This window comes from Sphingopyxis indica (genome assembly GCF_032879645.1).
GTDB lineage: Bacteria > Pseudomonadota > Alphaproteobacteria > Sphingomonadales > Sphingomonadaceae > Sphingopyxis > Sphingopyxis indica.
The window spans coordinates 2,564,144-2,581,729 of record NZ_CP076394.1; the positions used below are offsets into that span (position 1 = coordinate 2,564,144).

At 67.5% G+C, this 17,586-nt stretch carries 10 protein-coding genes; 3 read left to right on the top strand and 7 right to left on the bottom strand.

What is annotated here, in order from left to right; translation table 11 throughout:
• Positions 1 to 9 precede the first annotated feature (9 nt).
• Positions 10 to 1,527 (top strand): tryptophan halogenase family protein, encoded by a 1,518-nt coding sequence (locus KNJ79_RS12215; RefSeq protein ID WP_317151255.1) that lies wholly within the window; start codon positions 10 to 12, stop codon positions 1,525 to 1,527.
• Complete coding sequence (locus KNJ79_RS12220; protein WP_317151256.1) at positions 1,524 to 2,984, top strand: tryptophan 7-halogenase; 1,461 nt, start codon at positions 1,524 to 1,526, stop codon at positions 2,982 to 2,984. Before KNJ79_RS12215 ends, KNJ79_RS12220 begins: the two co-directional genes overlap by 4 nt.
• 3 nt (positions 2,985 to 2,987) lie before the next feature.
• On the opposite strand, the gene KNJ79_RS12225 is transcribed toward KNJ79_RS12220, so the two are convergent.
• From KNJ79_RS12225 to KNJ79_RS12235, 3 genes are read right to left on the bottom strand one after another with little or no spacing between them, the layout of a single operon-like run.
• Positions 2,988 to 4,010 (bottom strand): cupin-like domain-containing protein, encoded by a 1,023-nt coding sequence (locus KNJ79_RS12225; RefSeq protein ID WP_317151257.1) that lies wholly within the window; start codon positions 4,008 to 4,010, stop codon positions 2,988 to 2,990.
• Entirely contained in the window at positions 4,007 to 5,479 is a 1,473-nt protein-coding gene (locus KNJ79_RS12230) for a tryptophan halogenase family protein (protein WP_394357179.1), read from the bottom strand. The genes KNJ79_RS12225 and KNJ79_RS12230 overlap by 4 nt, the downstream gene beginning before the upstream one ends.
• Positions 5,480 to 5,532: 53 nt before the next feature.
• Positions 5,533 to 7,059, bottom strand: coding sequence for a tryptophan halogenase family protein (locus KNJ79_RS12235; protein WP_317151259.1), 1,527 nt, complete (start codon positions 7,057 to 7,059; stop codon positions 5,533 to 5,535).
• Between the two features lie 174 nt (positions 7,060 to 7,233).
• Here KNJ79_RS12235 and KNJ79_RS12240 point away from each other — a divergent pair, with 174 nt between their 5' ends.
• On the top strand, positions 7,234 to 10,593 hold the full coding sequence (locus KNJ79_RS12240; protein ID WP_317151260.1) for a TonB-dependent receptor: 3,360 nt from the start codon (positions 7,234 to 7,236) through the stop codon (positions 10,591 to 10,593).
• A gap of 847 nt (positions 10,594 to 11,440) precedes the next feature.
• Here the strand turns inward: KNJ79_RS12240 and KNJ79_RS12245 are convergent.
• Genes KNJ79_RS12245 through KNJ79_RS12260 form a run of 4 tightly spaced genes read right to left on the bottom strand, consistent with a single transcriptional unit; the run spans position 11,441 to position 17,506 of the window.
• Positions 11,441 to 12,580, bottom strand: coding sequence for an endo-1,4-beta-xylanase (locus KNJ79_RS12245; protein ID WP_317151261.1), 1,140 nt, complete (start codon positions 12,578 to 12,580; stop codon positions 11,441 to 11,443).
• On the bottom strand, positions 12,577 to 13,914 hold the full coding sequence (locus tag KNJ79_RS12250; protein ID WP_317151262.1) for an MFS transporter: 1,338 nt from the start codon (positions 13,912 to 13,914) through the stop codon (positions 12,577 to 12,579). The genes KNJ79_RS12245 and KNJ79_RS12250 overlap by 4 nt, the downstream gene beginning before the upstream one ends.
• Positions 13,904 to 15,121 carry a D-mannonate dehydratase ManD gene (manD, locus tag KNJ79_RS12255; protein WP_317151263.1) on the bottom strand — a complete coding sequence of 406 codons (1,218 nt, stop codon included), beginning with the start codon at positions 15,119 to 15,121 and terminating at the stop codon, positions 13,904 to 13,906. The genes KNJ79_RS12250 and manD overlap by 11 nt, the downstream gene beginning before the upstream one ends.
• Positions 15,122 to 15,124: 3 nt before the next feature.
• Entirely contained in the window at positions 15,125 to 17,506 is a 2,382-nt protein-coding gene (locus tag KNJ79_RS12260; protein WP_317151264.1) for a glycoside hydrolase family 3 N-terminal domain-containing protein, read from the bottom strand.
• Positions 17,507 to 17,586: the final 80 nt, after the last annotated feature.

Consider the following 17,586-nt stretch of genomic DNA (forward strand, 5'->3'; position numbering starts at 1 on the left):
CGGCGCGCGATGAGCGGGCGCGACAAAATCCGCATCGTCGTGCTGGGGGGCGGCACGGCGGGGTGGATGAGCGCGAGCGCGCTCGCGAAACTGCTCGGCCCACGCGTCGCGGTCACGCTGATCGAGAGCGAGGACATCGGGATCGTCGGGGTGGGAGAGGCGACGCTGCCGCACATTCGCGGCTTCGTCGAGCGGCTCGGCATCGACGAAGCCGACTTCATGCGCGCGACGCATGCGACCTACAAGCTCGGGATCGACTTTCGCGATTTCGGGCGGATCGGCGAAAGCTATATCCATCCCTTCGGCACCTTCGGCGAAAAGGTCGCGGGCGTCCCCTTTCACCATTATTGGCTCGAACTCGCCGCGCGCGGCATGGCGGGGACGATCGGCGACTATTCGCTTGCCGTGGAAGCCGCAAAAGCGAACCGCTTCGCGCCGCCGGCCGAGGACAACAGCCTGCGCTCGACCTATGGCTATGCCTATCAGTTCGACGCGACCCTGTTCGGTCCCTATCTGCGCGATTTTGCTCTGCCGCTCGGCGTGACGCGCATCGAGGGGCTGGTGACCGAGGTGCTGCAGGATACCGAAAGCGGCGATGTCACCGCGCTCAAGCTCGCCGACGGGCGCGAGATCGCGGGCGACATCTTCGTCGACTGCTCGGGCTTCCGCTCGCTGATGCTGGGACAGGCGCTCGGCGAGGATTGGGAGGACTGGTCGCACTGGCTGCCGTGCGATCGCGCCGCCGCGATGCCCACGGCGCATGTTGACCAGGAAATCGCGCCCTATACCACCGCGGTCGCGATGGCCGCGGGGTGGCGCTGGCGTATCCCGCTCCAGTATCGCATGGGCAATGGCTATGTCTTTGCGAGCGCTTTCGTTTCCGAGGACGAGGCGTGCGAGGCGATCCGCGCCGCGGCGGCGGGGGACCGGCTCGCCGAGCCGCGCGTGCTGCGCTTTCGCCCGGGCCGGCGAAAGCAATCGTGGAGCCGCAACGTCGTCGGCGTCGGGCTGGCGAGCGGTTTCCTCGAACCGCTCGAATCGACCTCGCTCTATCTCGCGCAGATCGCGATCACCTATCTGATCGAACTGTTCCCGGCGGACGGGCGGATCGACGCCCGCGACCGCGACGAATTCAACCGCCTGATCGACATGGAATATGATCGCATCCGCGACTTCCTGATCCTCCATTATCACGCGACGACCCGCGACGACGCGCCCTTCTGGGATCATGTCCGCACGATGACGGTGCCCGATACGCTGGAGCGCAAGCTGGAGCTGTGGCGCGAGGCGGGGCGCGTCGAGCTTTACAGCGAAGGGCTGTTCTACGACGCGAGCTGGATCGCGGTCTATCTGGGCCAGGGCGTCGTGCCCGAACGCCACGATCCGCGCGCGGCGATCCCCGATCCGGGGCGGATGCGCGGCGCAATGGACGCGCTCAAGGCCGCGATTGCCGGCGAGGTCGCGGCGATGCCCGGCCACCGCGCCTATCTGACCGCGCGTGCCGAACGCCTGGCGGCCGCGCCATGAGCGCCGCGCGCGAACCGCTGCGCCGCGTCGCCGTCGTCGGCGCTGGCCAGGTCGGCGTGCTTGCGGCGATCGCAATCAAGCGCGCGAGCCCCGCGACCGACGTGCTGGTCGTCGGCACGCCGATCGACCCCGTCGCCTTTGCCGACCATATCGGCACCGCCCTGCCCTTCACCAACCGGCTGCACGACCGGCTGGGGGTGGGCGAAGAGGCGCTCGTCCGCCGCGCCGGGGCAAGCCACCGCCTCGCGATGCGCTACACCGGCTGGGCGGGGCCCGGAAGCATTGGACTCACCGCTTATGGCGGCGCGGTCGATCCCAAGCTCAACAGCGCCTTCGCGCGCGAATGGGGCGGCGGCGCGCACAAGGCGGCCAGCGGCGCACCCGCGGGCTCGGTCGGCGCCGCGTTGGCCGAAGCCGGCCGCTTCATGCCGCCGGGCGGCGAAGCGCCCTCGCCGCTCGCCGAGGTCGATTACGCGCTGCGCTGGAACGCCCCCGCCTATCGCGACCTGTTGATCGGCATCGCGGCGCAACTCGGCGTGCGCCATCATCCGGGGCCGGTGAGCGCGGTGCAAACGACGCTCGACGGCGGCATCGCCGCGATCCAGCTCGCCGGTTCGGATGCGGTCGCGGCGGACCTGCTCGTCGACGCCTCGGGAACCGCCGCGCTGCTCTCGGCGGCGCAGCCCGACCGGCGCTGGATCGACTGGCGCGGCGCGCTCCCGGCGCGCAGCCTTGCCGTCGCACCGCCAGCAGCGCCGCGGCTCGACCTCGCCGATACGATCGCCTTTACCGACGCGGGCTGGTGCTGGGAGCAAGCCGGGCGCGACGGCGTGACGCGCTTCCTCGCCGTGCCCGACGATATCTCCGACGCAGCGGTCGAGGCGGCGCTCGGCGCGCCGCCCGCCGACCGTTTCCCGATCGACGCGGGGCGGCAGGAACAGCCATGGACGGGCAATGTCGTCGCGATCGGCGACGCGGCGGCGCGTTTCGAGCCGCTTGCCGGGGTCGCGCTCGACCTCGCGCACCGGCAGATCGACCTGCTGCTCGACTTGTTCCCTGGCCGCGCGATCGACCCGCGCGAGCGCGCCGAATATAATCGCCGCTTCGCGCTGATGGCCGATGGCGCGCGCGACTGGATCGCCTCGCACTATGCCGCCCCCGCCGCGGCGCACCGGCTCGCCGCGCTCGAACGGTCGCCGGCGCTCGATCGGATGCTCGACCAGTTCGCGCGGCGCCAGCGGCTGCCGATCACCGAGGAAGCGACGGTATCGACGAGCGAATGGGCGGCGCTGCTCCACGCGCTCGGCGTGCCGGCGCAGCGCAGCGCGCTGTCGCTCGCCGAGGGCGACGCGCCCGGACGCCGCGCGGCGGCGGCGCTCGACCGCAAGGTCGCCGCCGCGCTCGACGCCGCCCCGCCCTATGGCGCGTGGGTTGCGCATGTCCTGCGCGAGGGCTGAAGCCTAACGTTCGCTACCCCCGAAGATCCGCCGCAACATCGTCCGCATCGCGCCAAGACGCTGCGGCGAGGCGGGACCCAATATGCCCTGCGCGTGGGGCGGCAAATGCGCGGCGGGGTCGCCGTTCGCCTCGAACACATAATGGTCGAGCAGGTCGCGCCAGATCGCCCGGTCCGCGGGCGGAAGGTGGCGAAAAGCGAAGAGATTGTGAAGCAGCGCGTCATAGGGCGCCCCCAGCGCCGCATCATGATCGGTCCACCAATAGTTGACGAGGATGCTCACCGCTTCGAGCGATTCGACGCCGTGCCACCACATATAGGGAATATAGAGCGCGTCGCCGGGCTCAAGCGTCGCTTCGCTCGCGCTGTCCCACGCGATTGCGAACTTCGGATAGCGCTCCAGGTCGGGGTCGGCCGGATCGACCATACTGATCGGCGTCCCCGCCGGGGTAAGCTCGAACGGACCGGGATAGAGGTTCGCGAGCTGGTCGGGCGGAAACAGCGTGAAGCGCCGGCGCCCGGCGACGCAGCAGGCGACATTCTCCATCAGATCATAGTGCGGCGCGACGCGGATGCGGTTGCCGATCCAGATGCGCGGGGCGACGTGCGGCAACAGGTCGAGCCGGTTCGCGCGCGCAAAGGGCGGCAGCAGTTCGGCGATCGCCTCCGACTGCACCGCCATCGCGGGCGGTGCCTCGGCTCCGGCGATGCGCAGCAGTTCGCGCAGGAAATCCTCGAGCCGCCCGTTCAGGCGCCGGAAATTGAGGCCGGTCAGGTCGTCGTTGTAAAAGAAGCGCCCGTGCGCCTCGGCGGGCGCCATAATCCCCGAGACGGGGCGCGTCGGCGCGCAATCGACCAGATAGTCGACGATCCCGGCGTCGCCGCGCCGCGCGGCGGCGACCGCGGGCCAGCCAGCGACGAGCCCGCGCAGCACCGCCGGGCGCCGTTCGGCGCGCAGCGCCGCGAAGGATGCGGTATCGCCAGCTTCGACTTCGGCGATGCTCGGGAGCGGGCCCAGCGCGCTCACATCACTGCCTCGGCCGCGATCGCGCTGCCATGATCGCGCAGGAACTGCTCCTGCGTCGGCATCGCCTCGGCCGTTTCGGCGACGATCCGGCGGATATGCGCCAGGCGGCGCAGCGTCTCCGCGTCGGACAGCAGGTCGGCGGCGGGGTGATAGCCGCCCGCTTCGATCCCCTGCCCGACGAGCACCGCGAGCCAGCTCGTTTCGGTGAACAGCTCGTTATGCTCGCGAAACACGCGCCCCGACGAGCGGAACATCGCGATCTTTTCGGCCAGCCCCGCGGGCGGTTCGAGCGTGCGGCAATAGGTCCAGAAGTCCGTGTCGTCGCGCGTCGTCGCCTTGTAGTGGAGGACGAGGAAATCGCGAATATCGACATATTCGCGCACCGTCTCGCGATTGTAGCGCTCGCGCTCGGCGTCGCCAAAGGCGCGCGTCGGGAACAAGGTCATCAGCCGCGCAATCCCCGACTGGACGAGGTGGATCGCGGTCGATTCGAGCGGTTCGAGGAAGCCACCGGCAAGCCCCAGCGCGACGACATTCTTTTCCCACGCGCGCGCGCGGTGCCCGCCGGTGAAGCGCAGCATATTGGGCTCGGCGAGCGGTTCGCCGTCGAGATTGGCGAGCAGCAGCGCCACCGCCTCGTCGTCGCTCATATGGCGCGACGAATAGACATGGCCGTTGCCGATGCGGTGCTGGAGCGGAATGCGCCATTGCCAGCCGGCTGGGCGCGCGGTCGAGCGCGTGATCGGCTGGCGATCGCCGCCGAGCGTGCAGGGAATGGCGACCGCGCGGTCGCACGGCAGCCAGTCGGTCCAGTCGACGAAATCGACCCCGAGGGTCTGCCCGAGCAGCAGCGAACGGAAGCCCGAACAGTCGATGAAGAAATCGCCCTCGACCCGCGCCCCGCTGTCCAGCGTCACGCCGGTGACGAAACCGCTCTCCCCGTCCTGCTCGACCGAGACGATGCGCCCCTCGGTGCGCGTCACCCCCTGCCGCTCGGCGCGGGCACGCAGGTAACGCGCGTAGCGGCCGGCATCGAACTGAAAGGCATAACCGAGCTTCGACAGCGGCGATTTGGGCTGGTCGGGACGCGGGCGCAGGAAGCGGTTCGCCGCCGCAGCGACCGCCGCGATCGCATAATCGTCAAGGCGGCTCGTATCGCCGAGCCGCTGCCCCTTCAGCCAGTGGTGGTGAAATTCGATCCCCATCATGTCGAGCCCGTAAAAGCCGAAGGGATGGACATAGCGATAGCCGATGCGCGTCCAGTCGACGAATTCGATCCCCAGCTTGTAGGTCGCGTGGGTTTCGCGGACGAACTCATCCTCGTCGATGCCGAGCATCGCGTTGAACAGGCAGATTTGCGGGATCGTCGCCTCGCCGACGCCGACCGTGCCGATCGCCTCGCTCTCGATCAGCTCGATTTCGAGCCCCGGCAGCGCGCCCATGATGCGCGAGATGGCGGCGGCCGCCATCCAGCCCGCGGTGCCGCCGCCGACGATGACGATGCGGCGCACGGGATCGGCGATCACGCCGCCGCCTCGGCGGCCCAGGCGCCCGCGACTTTCAGAAACTCGTCTTGCGCCGGCAGCCGTTCGGCGGCGCGGGCGTAGGCGGCGCGCATCTCGGCCATCGCGGCGGCGACCTTCGCCTCGTCGAGCGTGTCGGCGACGGGGTCGTAGCGTTCGGGCCGGATATTCTGGCCGAGCAGCACCGCAACCCAGCTCGTCACGCCGAACAGCTCGGCATTTTCACGAAAGATGCGGCCGTGCAGCCGCCACAACTCGATCTTGCGCGCCAGGCTGTCGGGAATGTCCATGTCGCGGACGTGGCGCCAGAAGGGCGTGTCATCGCGCTGCGTCGCCTTGTAATGGAGGATGATGAAGTCGCGGACATCCTCGTAAAGATCGCGCATCCCGCGATTATATTCGTCGCGCTCGACCGGGCTGACCGGCTTGTCTGGAAAGAGTGCGAGAAGGCGCTGGATACCGTTTTGAATCAGATGGATGCTCGTTGATTCGATCGGTTCCAAGAAGCCCGACGAGAGGCCGAGCGCGATAACATTGTGGCTCCAGCTGAGCTTGCGGCGACCGGTGCGAAAGGGGATGGTGCGCGGATCGGCGAGCGGTTCGCCTTCGAGATTGGCGAGCAGGATGCGACGCGCCTCATCCTCGTCCATGAAAGCGCTCGAAAAGACATGGCCGTTGCCGGTGCGGTGCTGGAGCGGGATGCGCCACTGCCAGCCCGCGCCGTGCGCGGTCGAACGGGTGAAGGGATCGGGCGGCCCGACATTGGCGGTCGGCACCGCGATCGCGCGGTCGGCGGGCAGCCAGCGCGACCAGTCCTCATAGCCCGCGCCAAGCTGTTCCTCGATCAGCAGGCCGCGAAAGCCCGAACAGTCGATGAACAGGTCGCCCGCGATGCGCTCGCCGCTTTCGAGCCGGACCGCGGCGACGTCGCCGCTCTCGCCGTCGCGTTCGACCCCGGTGATCCGCCCTTCGCGCCGGATCGTCCCCTGCCGCTCGGCAAGGCCGCGCAGGAAGCGTGCATAGAGGCTCGCGTCGAAGTGAAAGGCATAGAAAAGCTCAGAGAGCGGCGGCTTCGCCTCGCGCCCCGGCCGGCCGAAGCGCCCGCGCGCGGCGGCGGCGGCGCTCATCGAATAATCGGCGATGTCCCCGGCTTCTCCGCGCACGCGCTCGCGCAGCCAGAGCTGATGAAAGGCGATGCCGTGCAGGTCGTGGCCGAAGCTGCCGAAGGGATGGATATAGCGGTCGCCGGCGCGTCCCCAGTTCACAAATTCGATGCCGAGCTTGAAGGTGCCGCGCGTCGCGCGGAGGAAATCATTCTCGTTGATATCGAGCATGCGGTTGAAGTTCAGGATCGGCGGAATCGTTGCCTCGCCCACCCCGACCGTGCCGATCGCGTCCGATTCGACAAGGGTGATCCGCCGGCGCCCATTGGCGAGGAATCGCGAAAGCGCAGCCGCGGCCATCCATCCCGCGGTGCCGCCGCCGACGATCACGACGTCGGCAATTTCGGTAACGCTATCCTTCATTATCGCTTCAGCCCCTCCCAATGGCCCCGATCCGCGGTTTTTCGCGGTAATCGCACATTCCTTATGCCCGCGTAAAGCGCACTTGCCAATGGATGACAGGCCATATATGACAGCCGGTAACGGGGACGCAAAGATTCCCGTTACATTGTGATAGCGCTACCATGGGAGGGGAGTGTGACCAAATTTTCTGCCGAGTCCGGGCTTGATTCGTCGCGGCGCCGGGGTGCGATGCGCGCGGGAGCCTCGATACTCGCGGTGAGCGCCCTGCTCGCCGCCGCCGCGCCTGCCGCGGCCCAGGACGACACCGCCACCGCCGACGAGGCGCCCGCCTCCGACGAAGCGATCGTCGTCACCGGCATCCGCGCCAGCCTCGCCAATGCGCAGGAGATCAAGCGCAACGCCGACACCGTCGTCGACGCGATCACCGCACAGGACATCGGCGCGCTGCCCGACCGTTCGGTCACCGAAGCGCTGCAGCGCGTTCCGGGCATCTCGATCAACCGCTTCGCCGGCACCAACGACCCCGACCATTTCTCGGTCGAGGGCTCGGGCGTCGTCATCCGCGGCCTCAACTTCGTGCGCTCGGAATTCAACGGCCGCGACGCCTTTTCCGCCGGTGTCGGCGGACAGGCGATCAACTTCGCCGACGTGCCGTCCGAACTGCTCGGCTCGGTCGAGGTCTACAAGAACGCCACCGCCGACCTGATCGAGGGCGGCCTTGCAGGCACGGTCAACCTCAACACGCGCAAGCCCTTCGACAATCGCGGCTTCCACGTCGCTTTCTCGGCCGAGGCCAATTACGGCGATTTCCGCAAGGAATGGACGCCGACTGCTTCCTTCCTGATCAGCAACACCTGGGATACCGGCATCGGCACGATCGGCCTGCTCGGCAGCGTGTCCTATTCGCGGATCAAGAGCCGCGCCGACGGCATCCAGGTCACCAATTTCCAGACCCGCGATAATCAGCAGGTCCGCTTCCAGAACGGCAATGGCGTTCTGGTCTGCCGCAATCCCCTGCCCGGCGACAGCGACACGACGACCGCTCCGCCCGTTGGCGCCGACGGTTTCGGCGCGCCGTGCGGCACCGCCCAGCTCCCCGGCGCCGATGGTCTCGCCGATCCGCTTGGCGTCGCCTATGCGCCGGTCGGCGGTCAGTATCGCAGTCAGGATTTCGACCGCAAGCGCAACGGCATCGCGCTCGCCGCGCAGTGGGAGTCGCTCGACGGCGACACCAAGCTGACCGCGCAATTCCTGCGCTCGCATTCGACCAATGCGTGGGGCGAGCACACGTTCGAAACCGCACCCGATCTGTCGGAATATAACACCTATCCGGTCGGATGCCGCCAGAACACCAACGGTCCGGCCTATAACGGCAACAACACGACGCGCGCCGAATGTCCGGTCGGCAGCTTCACCAACTATCAATATGACGAAAACGGGCTGTTCGAGAGCGGTTATATCACCCTGCCCGGCACCGGTTGGCGCAGCGCGGGTAGCGGCAGCGCCGACAGCTTCGTGCCGACGGGCGGCATGCAGCAGAGCCTGTCGCGCCGCCAGGTCTATGAGCGCAACACGATCGCCGACTATGGGCTGAACCTGCAGCACAAGTTCAGCGATCGCGTCGAGATGGAACTCGACGCCAACTGGACCGATTCGAGCCACGACGTCGACGATATGAGCACCTTCGGCTCGACCTTCGCCGACCAGGAACTCGACATCACCGGCAGCCTGCCGGTGCTGATCTCGCACAAGCCCAATACGCTCAACGCCGACTGGGCGACGCCGAACCCCGATCTGGTGAATGCGACCGACGAGCAATATTTCGCCGACCAGCGCGTCCAGTTCTGGCGCGCGGCGATGGACCATTTCGAGGAGAGCGACGGGCAGGAATTCGCCTTCCGCGGCGACCTGACCTATCATTTCGACGACGACAGCTTCATCCGCAAGATCAAGACCGGCGCGCGCTATGCCGACCGCGACCAAACGATCCGCTACACCACCTACAACTGGGGTGTGCTCAGCGAGGTCTGGTCGGGAAGCGCGCCGGTGTCGCTCGACCAGGCGGGAGGCGACCAGGCCGAGTTCTATACCTTCCCCAACTTCTTCCGCGGCCAGACTCCGGGACCGATCGGCGGCTATTATTACACTGGCGACCTGATCGACGGTTATGACGATGCCGCGGGCTTCCTGACCGGTATCAACGACATCTGGCATACCGAAAATGGTGCCGGCGGCGCGAACGATTGGGAACGCGCGCAGGATCGCCCGCTGACGGTCGAAGGCACGCATTATCTGCCGAGCGAAATCCAGCGCGTGAAGCAGCGCGACTTCAACGCCTATGTCATGCTCAACTTCGAAACGCCAAGCGACAGCGGACTGCGCGCGGCCGGCAATATCGGCGTGCGCTTTGTCGAGACGCGTCTCGCGACGCAGGGTGCGACGCTGATACCGTCGCAATCGGACTTCGGCATCACAGATCCCTATGACGTGCGCTGCGCGCCCAGCATTCCGGCGGGTGCACCCCCCGGCACGCCTGCGCGCCGGCCGGGTGGCGTCTGCAACGGCGGCGCCGAAAATTACGCGCTGCTTCAGCAGTTTGCGGGAACCACCGGCACGGTCGTCCCCAATTCGGCGAAGAATAATTATCGCTATCTGTTGCCAAGCCTGAACCTGCGCTTCGGCGTGACCGACGATCTGCTGTTCCGCCTCGCGATTTCGCGGGTGCTGACGCGGCCCGATACGGCCTATGTCCGGCCCTATCTGACCACCGGCGTCGACGGCAATGGGCAGCTCACCGCATCGGTCGGCAACCCCTATCTCAAGCCCGCGACGGCGTGGCAGTTCGATGCGACCGCCGAATATTATTTCTCACGCGTCGGGTCGATCACCGCGAACATCTTTTTCAAGGATGTGAAGAACTTCTTCTATCAGTCGACGGTCGATCTGCCGATCACCAACAATGGCGTCACCTTCCCCTTCGCGACCCGGGGACCGGCAAATTATGACGGCCACGGCAAGATCAAGGGCTTCGAGCTTGCCTATCAGCAGACGTTCGACTTCCTTCCCGGCTTGTTGAGCGGCTTCGGCGCCAGCGCCAACTACAGCTATATCAAGAGCTCGGGCCTGCCGAACAGCTTCCTCAACACGGGCAGTCCGGTGAACACCTCGACGACCCCGGCGGGGAACCTGCCGCTCGAAGGCCTGTCGAAGCATAATGTCAACGCGACCGCCTTTTACGAAAAGGGCCCGGTGTCGATCCGCGTCGCCTATAACTGGCGCTCGCGCTTCCTGCTCACCGCGGCGGACGTGATCTTCCCCTATACGTCGATCTTCAACGACGACACGGGCCAGCTCGACGCCTCGATCTTCTTCAACATCACCGACAATCTCAAGATCGGCGTGCAGGGCGTGAACCTGACCAACGAGGTCACCAAGACGCTGCAGGCCTATACCAGCGATCCGAAAGCGCTCGTCCCGCGGTCCTATTTCATGAACGACCGGCGCTTCTCCTTCATCCTCCGCGGCAATTTCTAGCACCCTTTCGCAAATTGCCGCCTTCCTGTGCCGCTGCTCGCAAGAGCGGCGGCACCTTGTTTTCGGGGATAACCGGTTTGGGACCAGTTGCCATCGCCGTCTTCGGTTATCGCGGGCTGGGTTCGCCTCGTCGTTCCAAAGTTCAGTAAAGTTCAGCCTTTTGCGGCCGCCGCTGGGTTGTGTTCAGCGATCATGCCGCGCCGACTCCCGCCCGCGTCCGTAAATCGGGCCGTGACCGCCTTTATCCACATATCGAAAGAGCCGAGACGAAGGCTGGCACAGTCGAATGATGTAGGACAGCGGTTTTTTCGCGGCGAATGTCCGGCTTGGGGTCGGGGACGGACGTTCCGGCGGCGGCGTCATAAGGTGATCCCCGGCGAAGGCCGGGGTCCAGCGCGCAAGCGCCGCGCCTGATGCATGGCCCCCGGCCTTCGCCGGGGATCACCCAGATATGCACATATTCCTTTCGTCATCCCGGACTCGATCCGGGATCCATGGCAGCGCCGAAGTCATGGACCCCGGATCGAGTCCGGGGTGACGAGGATGGAAAGGTCCGCAACCGGTCGGATGCCGCCTTTCCAAATATTTCGCGCAGAGACGCAGAGAACGCAGAGATTTTCAAGCTTGCCCTCTGCGTTCTCGGCGTCTCTGCGCGAATCTGGCGATGGCTTGACGGCAGCTTGCGGTCGTTTCCGGACACCTCCATTCCCGTTCGCGTCGAGCGAAGTCGAGACACCCATCTCGATGGCGCGACGCCGAGGGGCATCTCGACTGCGCTCGATGCGAACGGGTCAGGATAGGCCAGAACGTCCCCTTACGGTCGAAAAGCCGCCAGACGCCGGGGTGGTCAGCCCGTCGCGGCGAAGCTCGCCGCGATCGCCGCGCGCATCGGCTTCGCCGCATAGGCGTCGTCATAGGGACAGGCGCGCACCTCGCGCCCGTCGTCGCGCGGCGCAAAACCCTGCAGCCAGCTATATTTGTCGACCATCCCCCAGGCGAGAATGTCGCCGAGCTGCTCGTAACCCAGCATCAGGTCGAAATAGCGCCGCGTATAATCGGCGATTTTCGCGTCGCGCACCGCGACGTCGCTGGGGAGCGCCTTGTCCTTGACGTCGAATTCGGTGATCAGCAGCCGGTATCCCATGCCGACGACCTCGTCGAGGAAGGCGCGCCATTCGCGCTCGCGATAGGGGCCGACGCCGGTCGCGGGATCGAGGCTGAACATTTCGATATGCGACTGGATACCGAGCGCATCGACCGGCGTGCCGCGCTTGCGAAAGCCTTCGAGCAGGCGGAGCACATCGGCGCAATGCTTCGCGTGCGCCGGCTCCCAGCTCATATAGTCGTTATAGACAAGCTCGGCCCCCGGCGCCGCCTCGCGCGCGGTGTGAAAGGCCAGGTCGAGCACCGCCTCGGGGCTGCCCATCGCGCGCGACAGGCTCGTTTCGATCGGCGCATTACGGTCGTGGTCGATCGCCTCGTTCACCACGTCCCAGCTCTTGATGATGGCCCCATAACGCGCGGTCACCGTGCGGATATGGGTGGTCAGCAAGCGCTCGGCCTCGGTCGCCGGGTTCGCGCCAAAATCATATTTGTTGAGCCAGCCGGGAAACCATTTGGGCCGATGCCACAGCAGCGTGTGGCCGCGCACCGCAAGGCCGCTCGCCTTCGCCCAGCCGACGATGCCGTCCATGGCCGAAAAGTCGAAGCTGTCCGGCGATTTGCGCAGCCACTGCCACTTCATCTCATTCTCGGGGACGACGAGGCCGCATTCGCGCCGCACCAGCGCGGCATAGGCGGGGTTCTGGACCGATCCCGAATCCATGCTCCGCGGATTCCACGCGATCGCGCTGCCGAAGCGGCGGCCGCCTTTACGCGCCAGCGCGTCGAGCGAGGCGGGAGCCGGCGGCGCGGCACGCACGGATGCGGGAAGCGCAGCAAGCGCAGCGAGGCCGCCGAGCGTCTGGCGGCGGGTCGGTTCGATCATCGAAAAGGCTCCGGTTGAAGGGGGGTGAGCGGCGCGGGCTCCATGCGCGGGACGAGCAGTTGGATCGCCGCGAGCGCGATCAGATAGGCGAGCCCGGCATAGAGCAGGATCGGCAGATAGGAACCGGTGAGCTGAAGCGTCCAGCCGGTCGCCTGCGCGATCAATATGCCGCCGATCGCCCCCGCCATGCCGCCCATGCCCGCGACCGTCGCGACCGCGCGGCGCGGATAGAGATCCCCGATCATCGCGAAGATATTCGACGAAAAGGCCTGATGCCCGGCGGTGCCGAGTCCGATCAGCGCGACCGCGACCCCCGCGTTCGGCGCATTGGTCACCCCGACGAGCGGCAACGCGCAGAGCGCGGCGACGAGCAAGGTCGTCTTGCGCGCCGCATTGACGCTCCAGCCGCGGTGGATCAACCGCGACGAGAGCCAGCCGCCCGCGACCGAGCCGATGTCGGCGAGCAGATAGACGGCGATGAGCGCCGGGCCGATCGTCGCGAGGATGCCGGTATCGCCCTTCGGAAACAGCTCGAGCCCCTGCGTCTTCGCAAAGAAATCGGGAAGCCAGAAGAGGAAGAGATACCAGACGGGGTCGGTGAAGAATTTGGCGGCGATGAAATACCAGGCCTGGCGCTGGCGGAGCGCCTGCCCCCAGCCGAGCGGCGCGCAATCGGGGTCTTCGCCATCCTGCTCGATATGCGCGCGCTCGGCGGCGGTGAGGCGCGGATGATCGGCGGGGGTGCGATAGAAGCGCAGCCATGCGGCGAGCAGGACGAGGCCGAGCAGCCCGGTGACGAGGAAGGCGGCGCGCCAGCCGAAAGCGCCAGCGACCGCGATGCCGACGATCGGCGTCAGCAGCACGCCGACATTGGCCCCGGCGTTGAGGATGCCGACCCCCAGCGCGCGCTCGCGGCGCGGGAACCATTCGGCGACCGACTTGACCGCGCCGGGATAGGCCGCGCTTTCGGCGATGCCGAGCGCCGCGCGCGCGAGGATGAAGTGGAGCACGCTGCGCGCGCCGGCATGGAAAGCGGCGGCGATGCTCCACAGGGCGATCGCGATCGCCAGCCCGCGCCGCGTCCCGACGCGGTCGAGCCAGCGCCCGACGACCAGCAGCCCGACGCCATAGCTCGCCTGAAAGGCGGTGACGATATTGCCGTAATCGACCTCGCTCCACCCCATGTCACTCTCGATCACCGGCTTGAGCACGCCGATCACCTGGCGGTCGACATAGTTGACCGTGATCACGAAAAAGAGCAGCGCGCAGATCGCCCAGCGGAAGCGGCCGGGCGATGGCGCCGGAGCGGCGGCGGGGGCCGCGCTACCAGTCATGCATCGACCCGTCTTCGAGCCGGTTCACCGGCAGATAGGCGCGGCGATAAGGATGGGTTTCCGCCAGCGCCTCGTCGATGTCGACGCCGAGGCCGGGGGCGTCGCCGGGATGCATCATCCCGCGTTCGAAGCGATAGGCGTGCGGAAAGACCGCATCGGTCGCCTCGGTGTGGCGCATATATTCCTGCACCCCGAAATTGGGGATCGAAAGCCCGAAATGGAGCGCCGCGGCCATGCTCACCGGCGACAGGTCGGTCGCGCCATGGCAGCCGGTGCGGATGCGATAAAGGTCGGCGAGCGCGGTGATGCGGCGCAGATGCGTGATCCCGCCGGCGTGGACGACGGTGGCGCGGATATAGTCGATCAGCTGCTCCTCGATCAGCTGCTTCGCATCCCAGATGCTGTTGAACACCTCGCCGACCGCGATCGGGGTCGTCGTATGCTGGCGGATCAGGCGAAAGCCCTGCTGGTTCTCGGCCGGCACCGGATCCTCGATCCAGAAGGGACGAAAGGGCTCCAGATCCTTGCCGAGCCGCGCCGCCTCGATCGGGGTCAGCCGGTGGTGGACGTCGTGGAGCAGATGGACGTCCCACCCCAGCGCGTCGCGCGCCGCGGCAAAGAGCGGCGCGACGCTCGGCAGATATTTGTGCGTCGCCCAGGCGGCTTCGGACGGCAGGTCGGCGTCGGCGGGCTCGTAGAAATAGCGGTCGGACGACACGCCATAGGTCTTGGCGAGGCCCGGGACGCCGGCCTGGAGGCGGATCGCGCGATAGCCCTGCGCGGCATAGTCGCGCGCCGCCTCGATCGTCTCGTCGATCGTCTCGCCATTGGCGTGGCCATAGACCATGCAGCCCTCGCGCGCCGCGCCGCCGAGCAGCTGATAGAGCGGCATCCCGGCACGCTTCGCCTTGATGTCCCACAGCGCCATGTCGACCGCGGCGATCGCGCTCATCGTCACCGGCCCGCGCCGCCAATAGGCGCCGCGATAGAGATATTGCCAGATATCCTCGATGCGGTGCGCGTCGCGGCCGATCAGGCACGGCGCGACATGGTCGGCGAGATAGGAGGCGACCGCGAGCTCGCGCCCGTTGAGCGTCGCGTCGCCCACGCCATAGGTGCCGTCCTCGCAGACGATCTTGAGCGTGACGAAATTGCGCCCCGGCGAACAGGTGATCGTCCGAATATCGGCAATGGTCGAAGCAGGCATGGGCTATCCGATCGTGAAAGCGGCGCGGCGCAGCTCCGCCGAGCTGGCGCCGGCCCCGACCTCGATGCGGCCGGGCTCGACGCGCTCGCGCATCGCGGCGTCCCAGATCGCGAGTTCGCGCGGGCCGAGGGTGAAGGTCAAGCGCTCGCTGGCGCCGGGCGCCAGCGTCACGCGGCGAAAACCCTTCAATTCGAGGATCGGCTGGGTCACCGACGCCCCGGTGCGCGTGATATAGAGTTGCACCACCTCGTCGCCCGCGCGATCGCCGATATTCTTTACCTCGACCGCGACCTCAACCACCCCGTCGGGCGCGATGCGGGTGGCCGAGAGGCGCGGCGCCGAAATCTCGAAGCGGGTGTAACTGAGCCCATGGCCAAAGGGGAACAGCGGCGCGGCATCGTCGAACAGATAGCCGCGGCGCGCGCTCGGCTTGCGGTTGTAAAAGAGCGGAATCTGCCCCGCGTTGCGCACCACACTCACCGGCAGCTTGGCGCCCGGATTGATGTCGCCGAGCAAAGCTTCGGCGATCGCGGTGCCCCCCTCCTGCCCCGCATACCAGCATTCGAGGATCGCGTCGGCCTTTTGCACGACATTGGGCCAGCTCGGCGGACGGCCGTTGATCGCGCAGACGATCAGCGGCTTGCCGAGCGCCGCGAGCGCATCGACGAGTTCATTCTGTTCGCCGACGATGTCGATGTCGGTGCGATCGCCGAGATGGTTGGCGGCGAAGCCCTCGCGGCTCGTCTGTTCGGTATCGCCGATCGCGAGGATGATGCGGTCGGCGCCGCGCGCGACCTCGACCGCTTCGGCGATCAGCGCGAGATTGCGGTCGCGCGGCGCGAGTTCGACCAGATCGGCCGAGCGATCCTCGCTCGTCGTGATGAACACGCCCTGCGCGGTGACGAAATCGGCCTCGGGCGCGAGCGCGCGCAGCCCGTCGATCAGGCTGACCGCCTGCTTCGGCACGCTCGAATAGCCGCCGAGCCGCGCGATCGCATGATTCGGCCCGATCACCGCGACGCGGCCCATGCGGCGGCGGTCGAGCGGCAGCGCGCCGCCCTTGTTGGTCAGCAGACAGAGCGACTTGCGCGCCGCCTCGAGCGCGAGCGCGCGCGCCTCGGCATTGCCGGTGATCGCGCGCGCCTTCGCCTTGTCGCCATAGGGATTTTCGAACAATCCGGCGCGGAATTTGAAGGTCAGGATGCGCGCGCAGGCGCGGTCGATCAGCGCCATTGGCACCCGCCCCGCCGCGACGCTGTCGGCCAGCGTCGCAAAGGCCTGCCCCTCGGGCAATTCGCTGTCGACCCCGGCTTCGAGCGCGAGGCGCGCCGCCTCGGCCTCGTCGGCGGCCAGATGGTGGAGCGTCGCAAGCTCGTGGACGCCGCCATAATCGCTGACGATCAGCCCGTCGAAGCCCCATTCGCCGCGCAGCACGTCGCCGAGCAGCCATGTGTTCGCGTGGCTCGGCACGCCGTCGATCTCGTTATAGCTCGGCATCACCGCGCCGACCGAGGTGCGGCGGACGACCTCGCGGAAGGGCGGAAAGAAATTCTCGCGCAGCTCGCGCTCCGCAATCGGCGCGGGGCCGATATTATTGCCGCTCTCTGGCTGGCCGTGGCCGGTCATATGCTTGAGCGTCGCGAACACCTTGTCCGGGCCGAGCCGCTCGAACTTGCCCGCGCCTTGCAGCCCTTCGACCGCGGCGACACCCATCTCGGCGCAGAGGAACGGGTCTTCGCCCCAGCATTCCTCGATCCGGCCCCAGCGCGGGTCGCGGACGATGTCGACGACGGGCGAAAGGACCAGCGGCACGCCGCGCGCGCGTACCTCGCGCGCGATCACCGACTGGACGCGCCGCATCAGGTCGGTGTCGAACGTCCCCGCGAGCGCGATCGCCTGCGGAAACATCGTCGCCTCGGTCGCCATATAGCCGTGGAGCGATTCCTCGTGGAGCAGCACCGGAATGCCGAGCCGTATATCCTCCACCGCCCAGCGCTGGAGCGCGTTGATGAAATCGACCGTCTGCTCGGGCGTGCGCCAGCGCGCCGCCGTGCCGCCCGCGGCACCGGTGATGCCGGGCACCCCGCGCTTGTCCGACGGGCGCGTGACATGGCCGATGCCGTCGGGAAAGGCGGCGCTCGCCTTGGCGGGGTCGAAGGCGAGCCCGTCGATCATCGCGCCCTTCGCCGCCCAGGCGGCGCGGATCTGCGCGATCTTCTCCGCCAGGGTCATCCGCGCCATCAGGTCGGCGACGCGCACCGGGATCGGCGCCGCGGCATCCTTGTAGCGCGGCGGCGCGAGCGCGGCGGCGACCGGCGCGCGCGCAAGCGCCAGCGCGCCGAGACTGCCGCCCGCGAGCAGGCGCAGGGCCGCGCGGCGCCTCACGGAGCCACCGCCAGCAGAACCGCTTTGAAACGCCCCGTCATCGCCTCTCCCCAATGCCGGCGGGCTTGACTGCCGCGCCA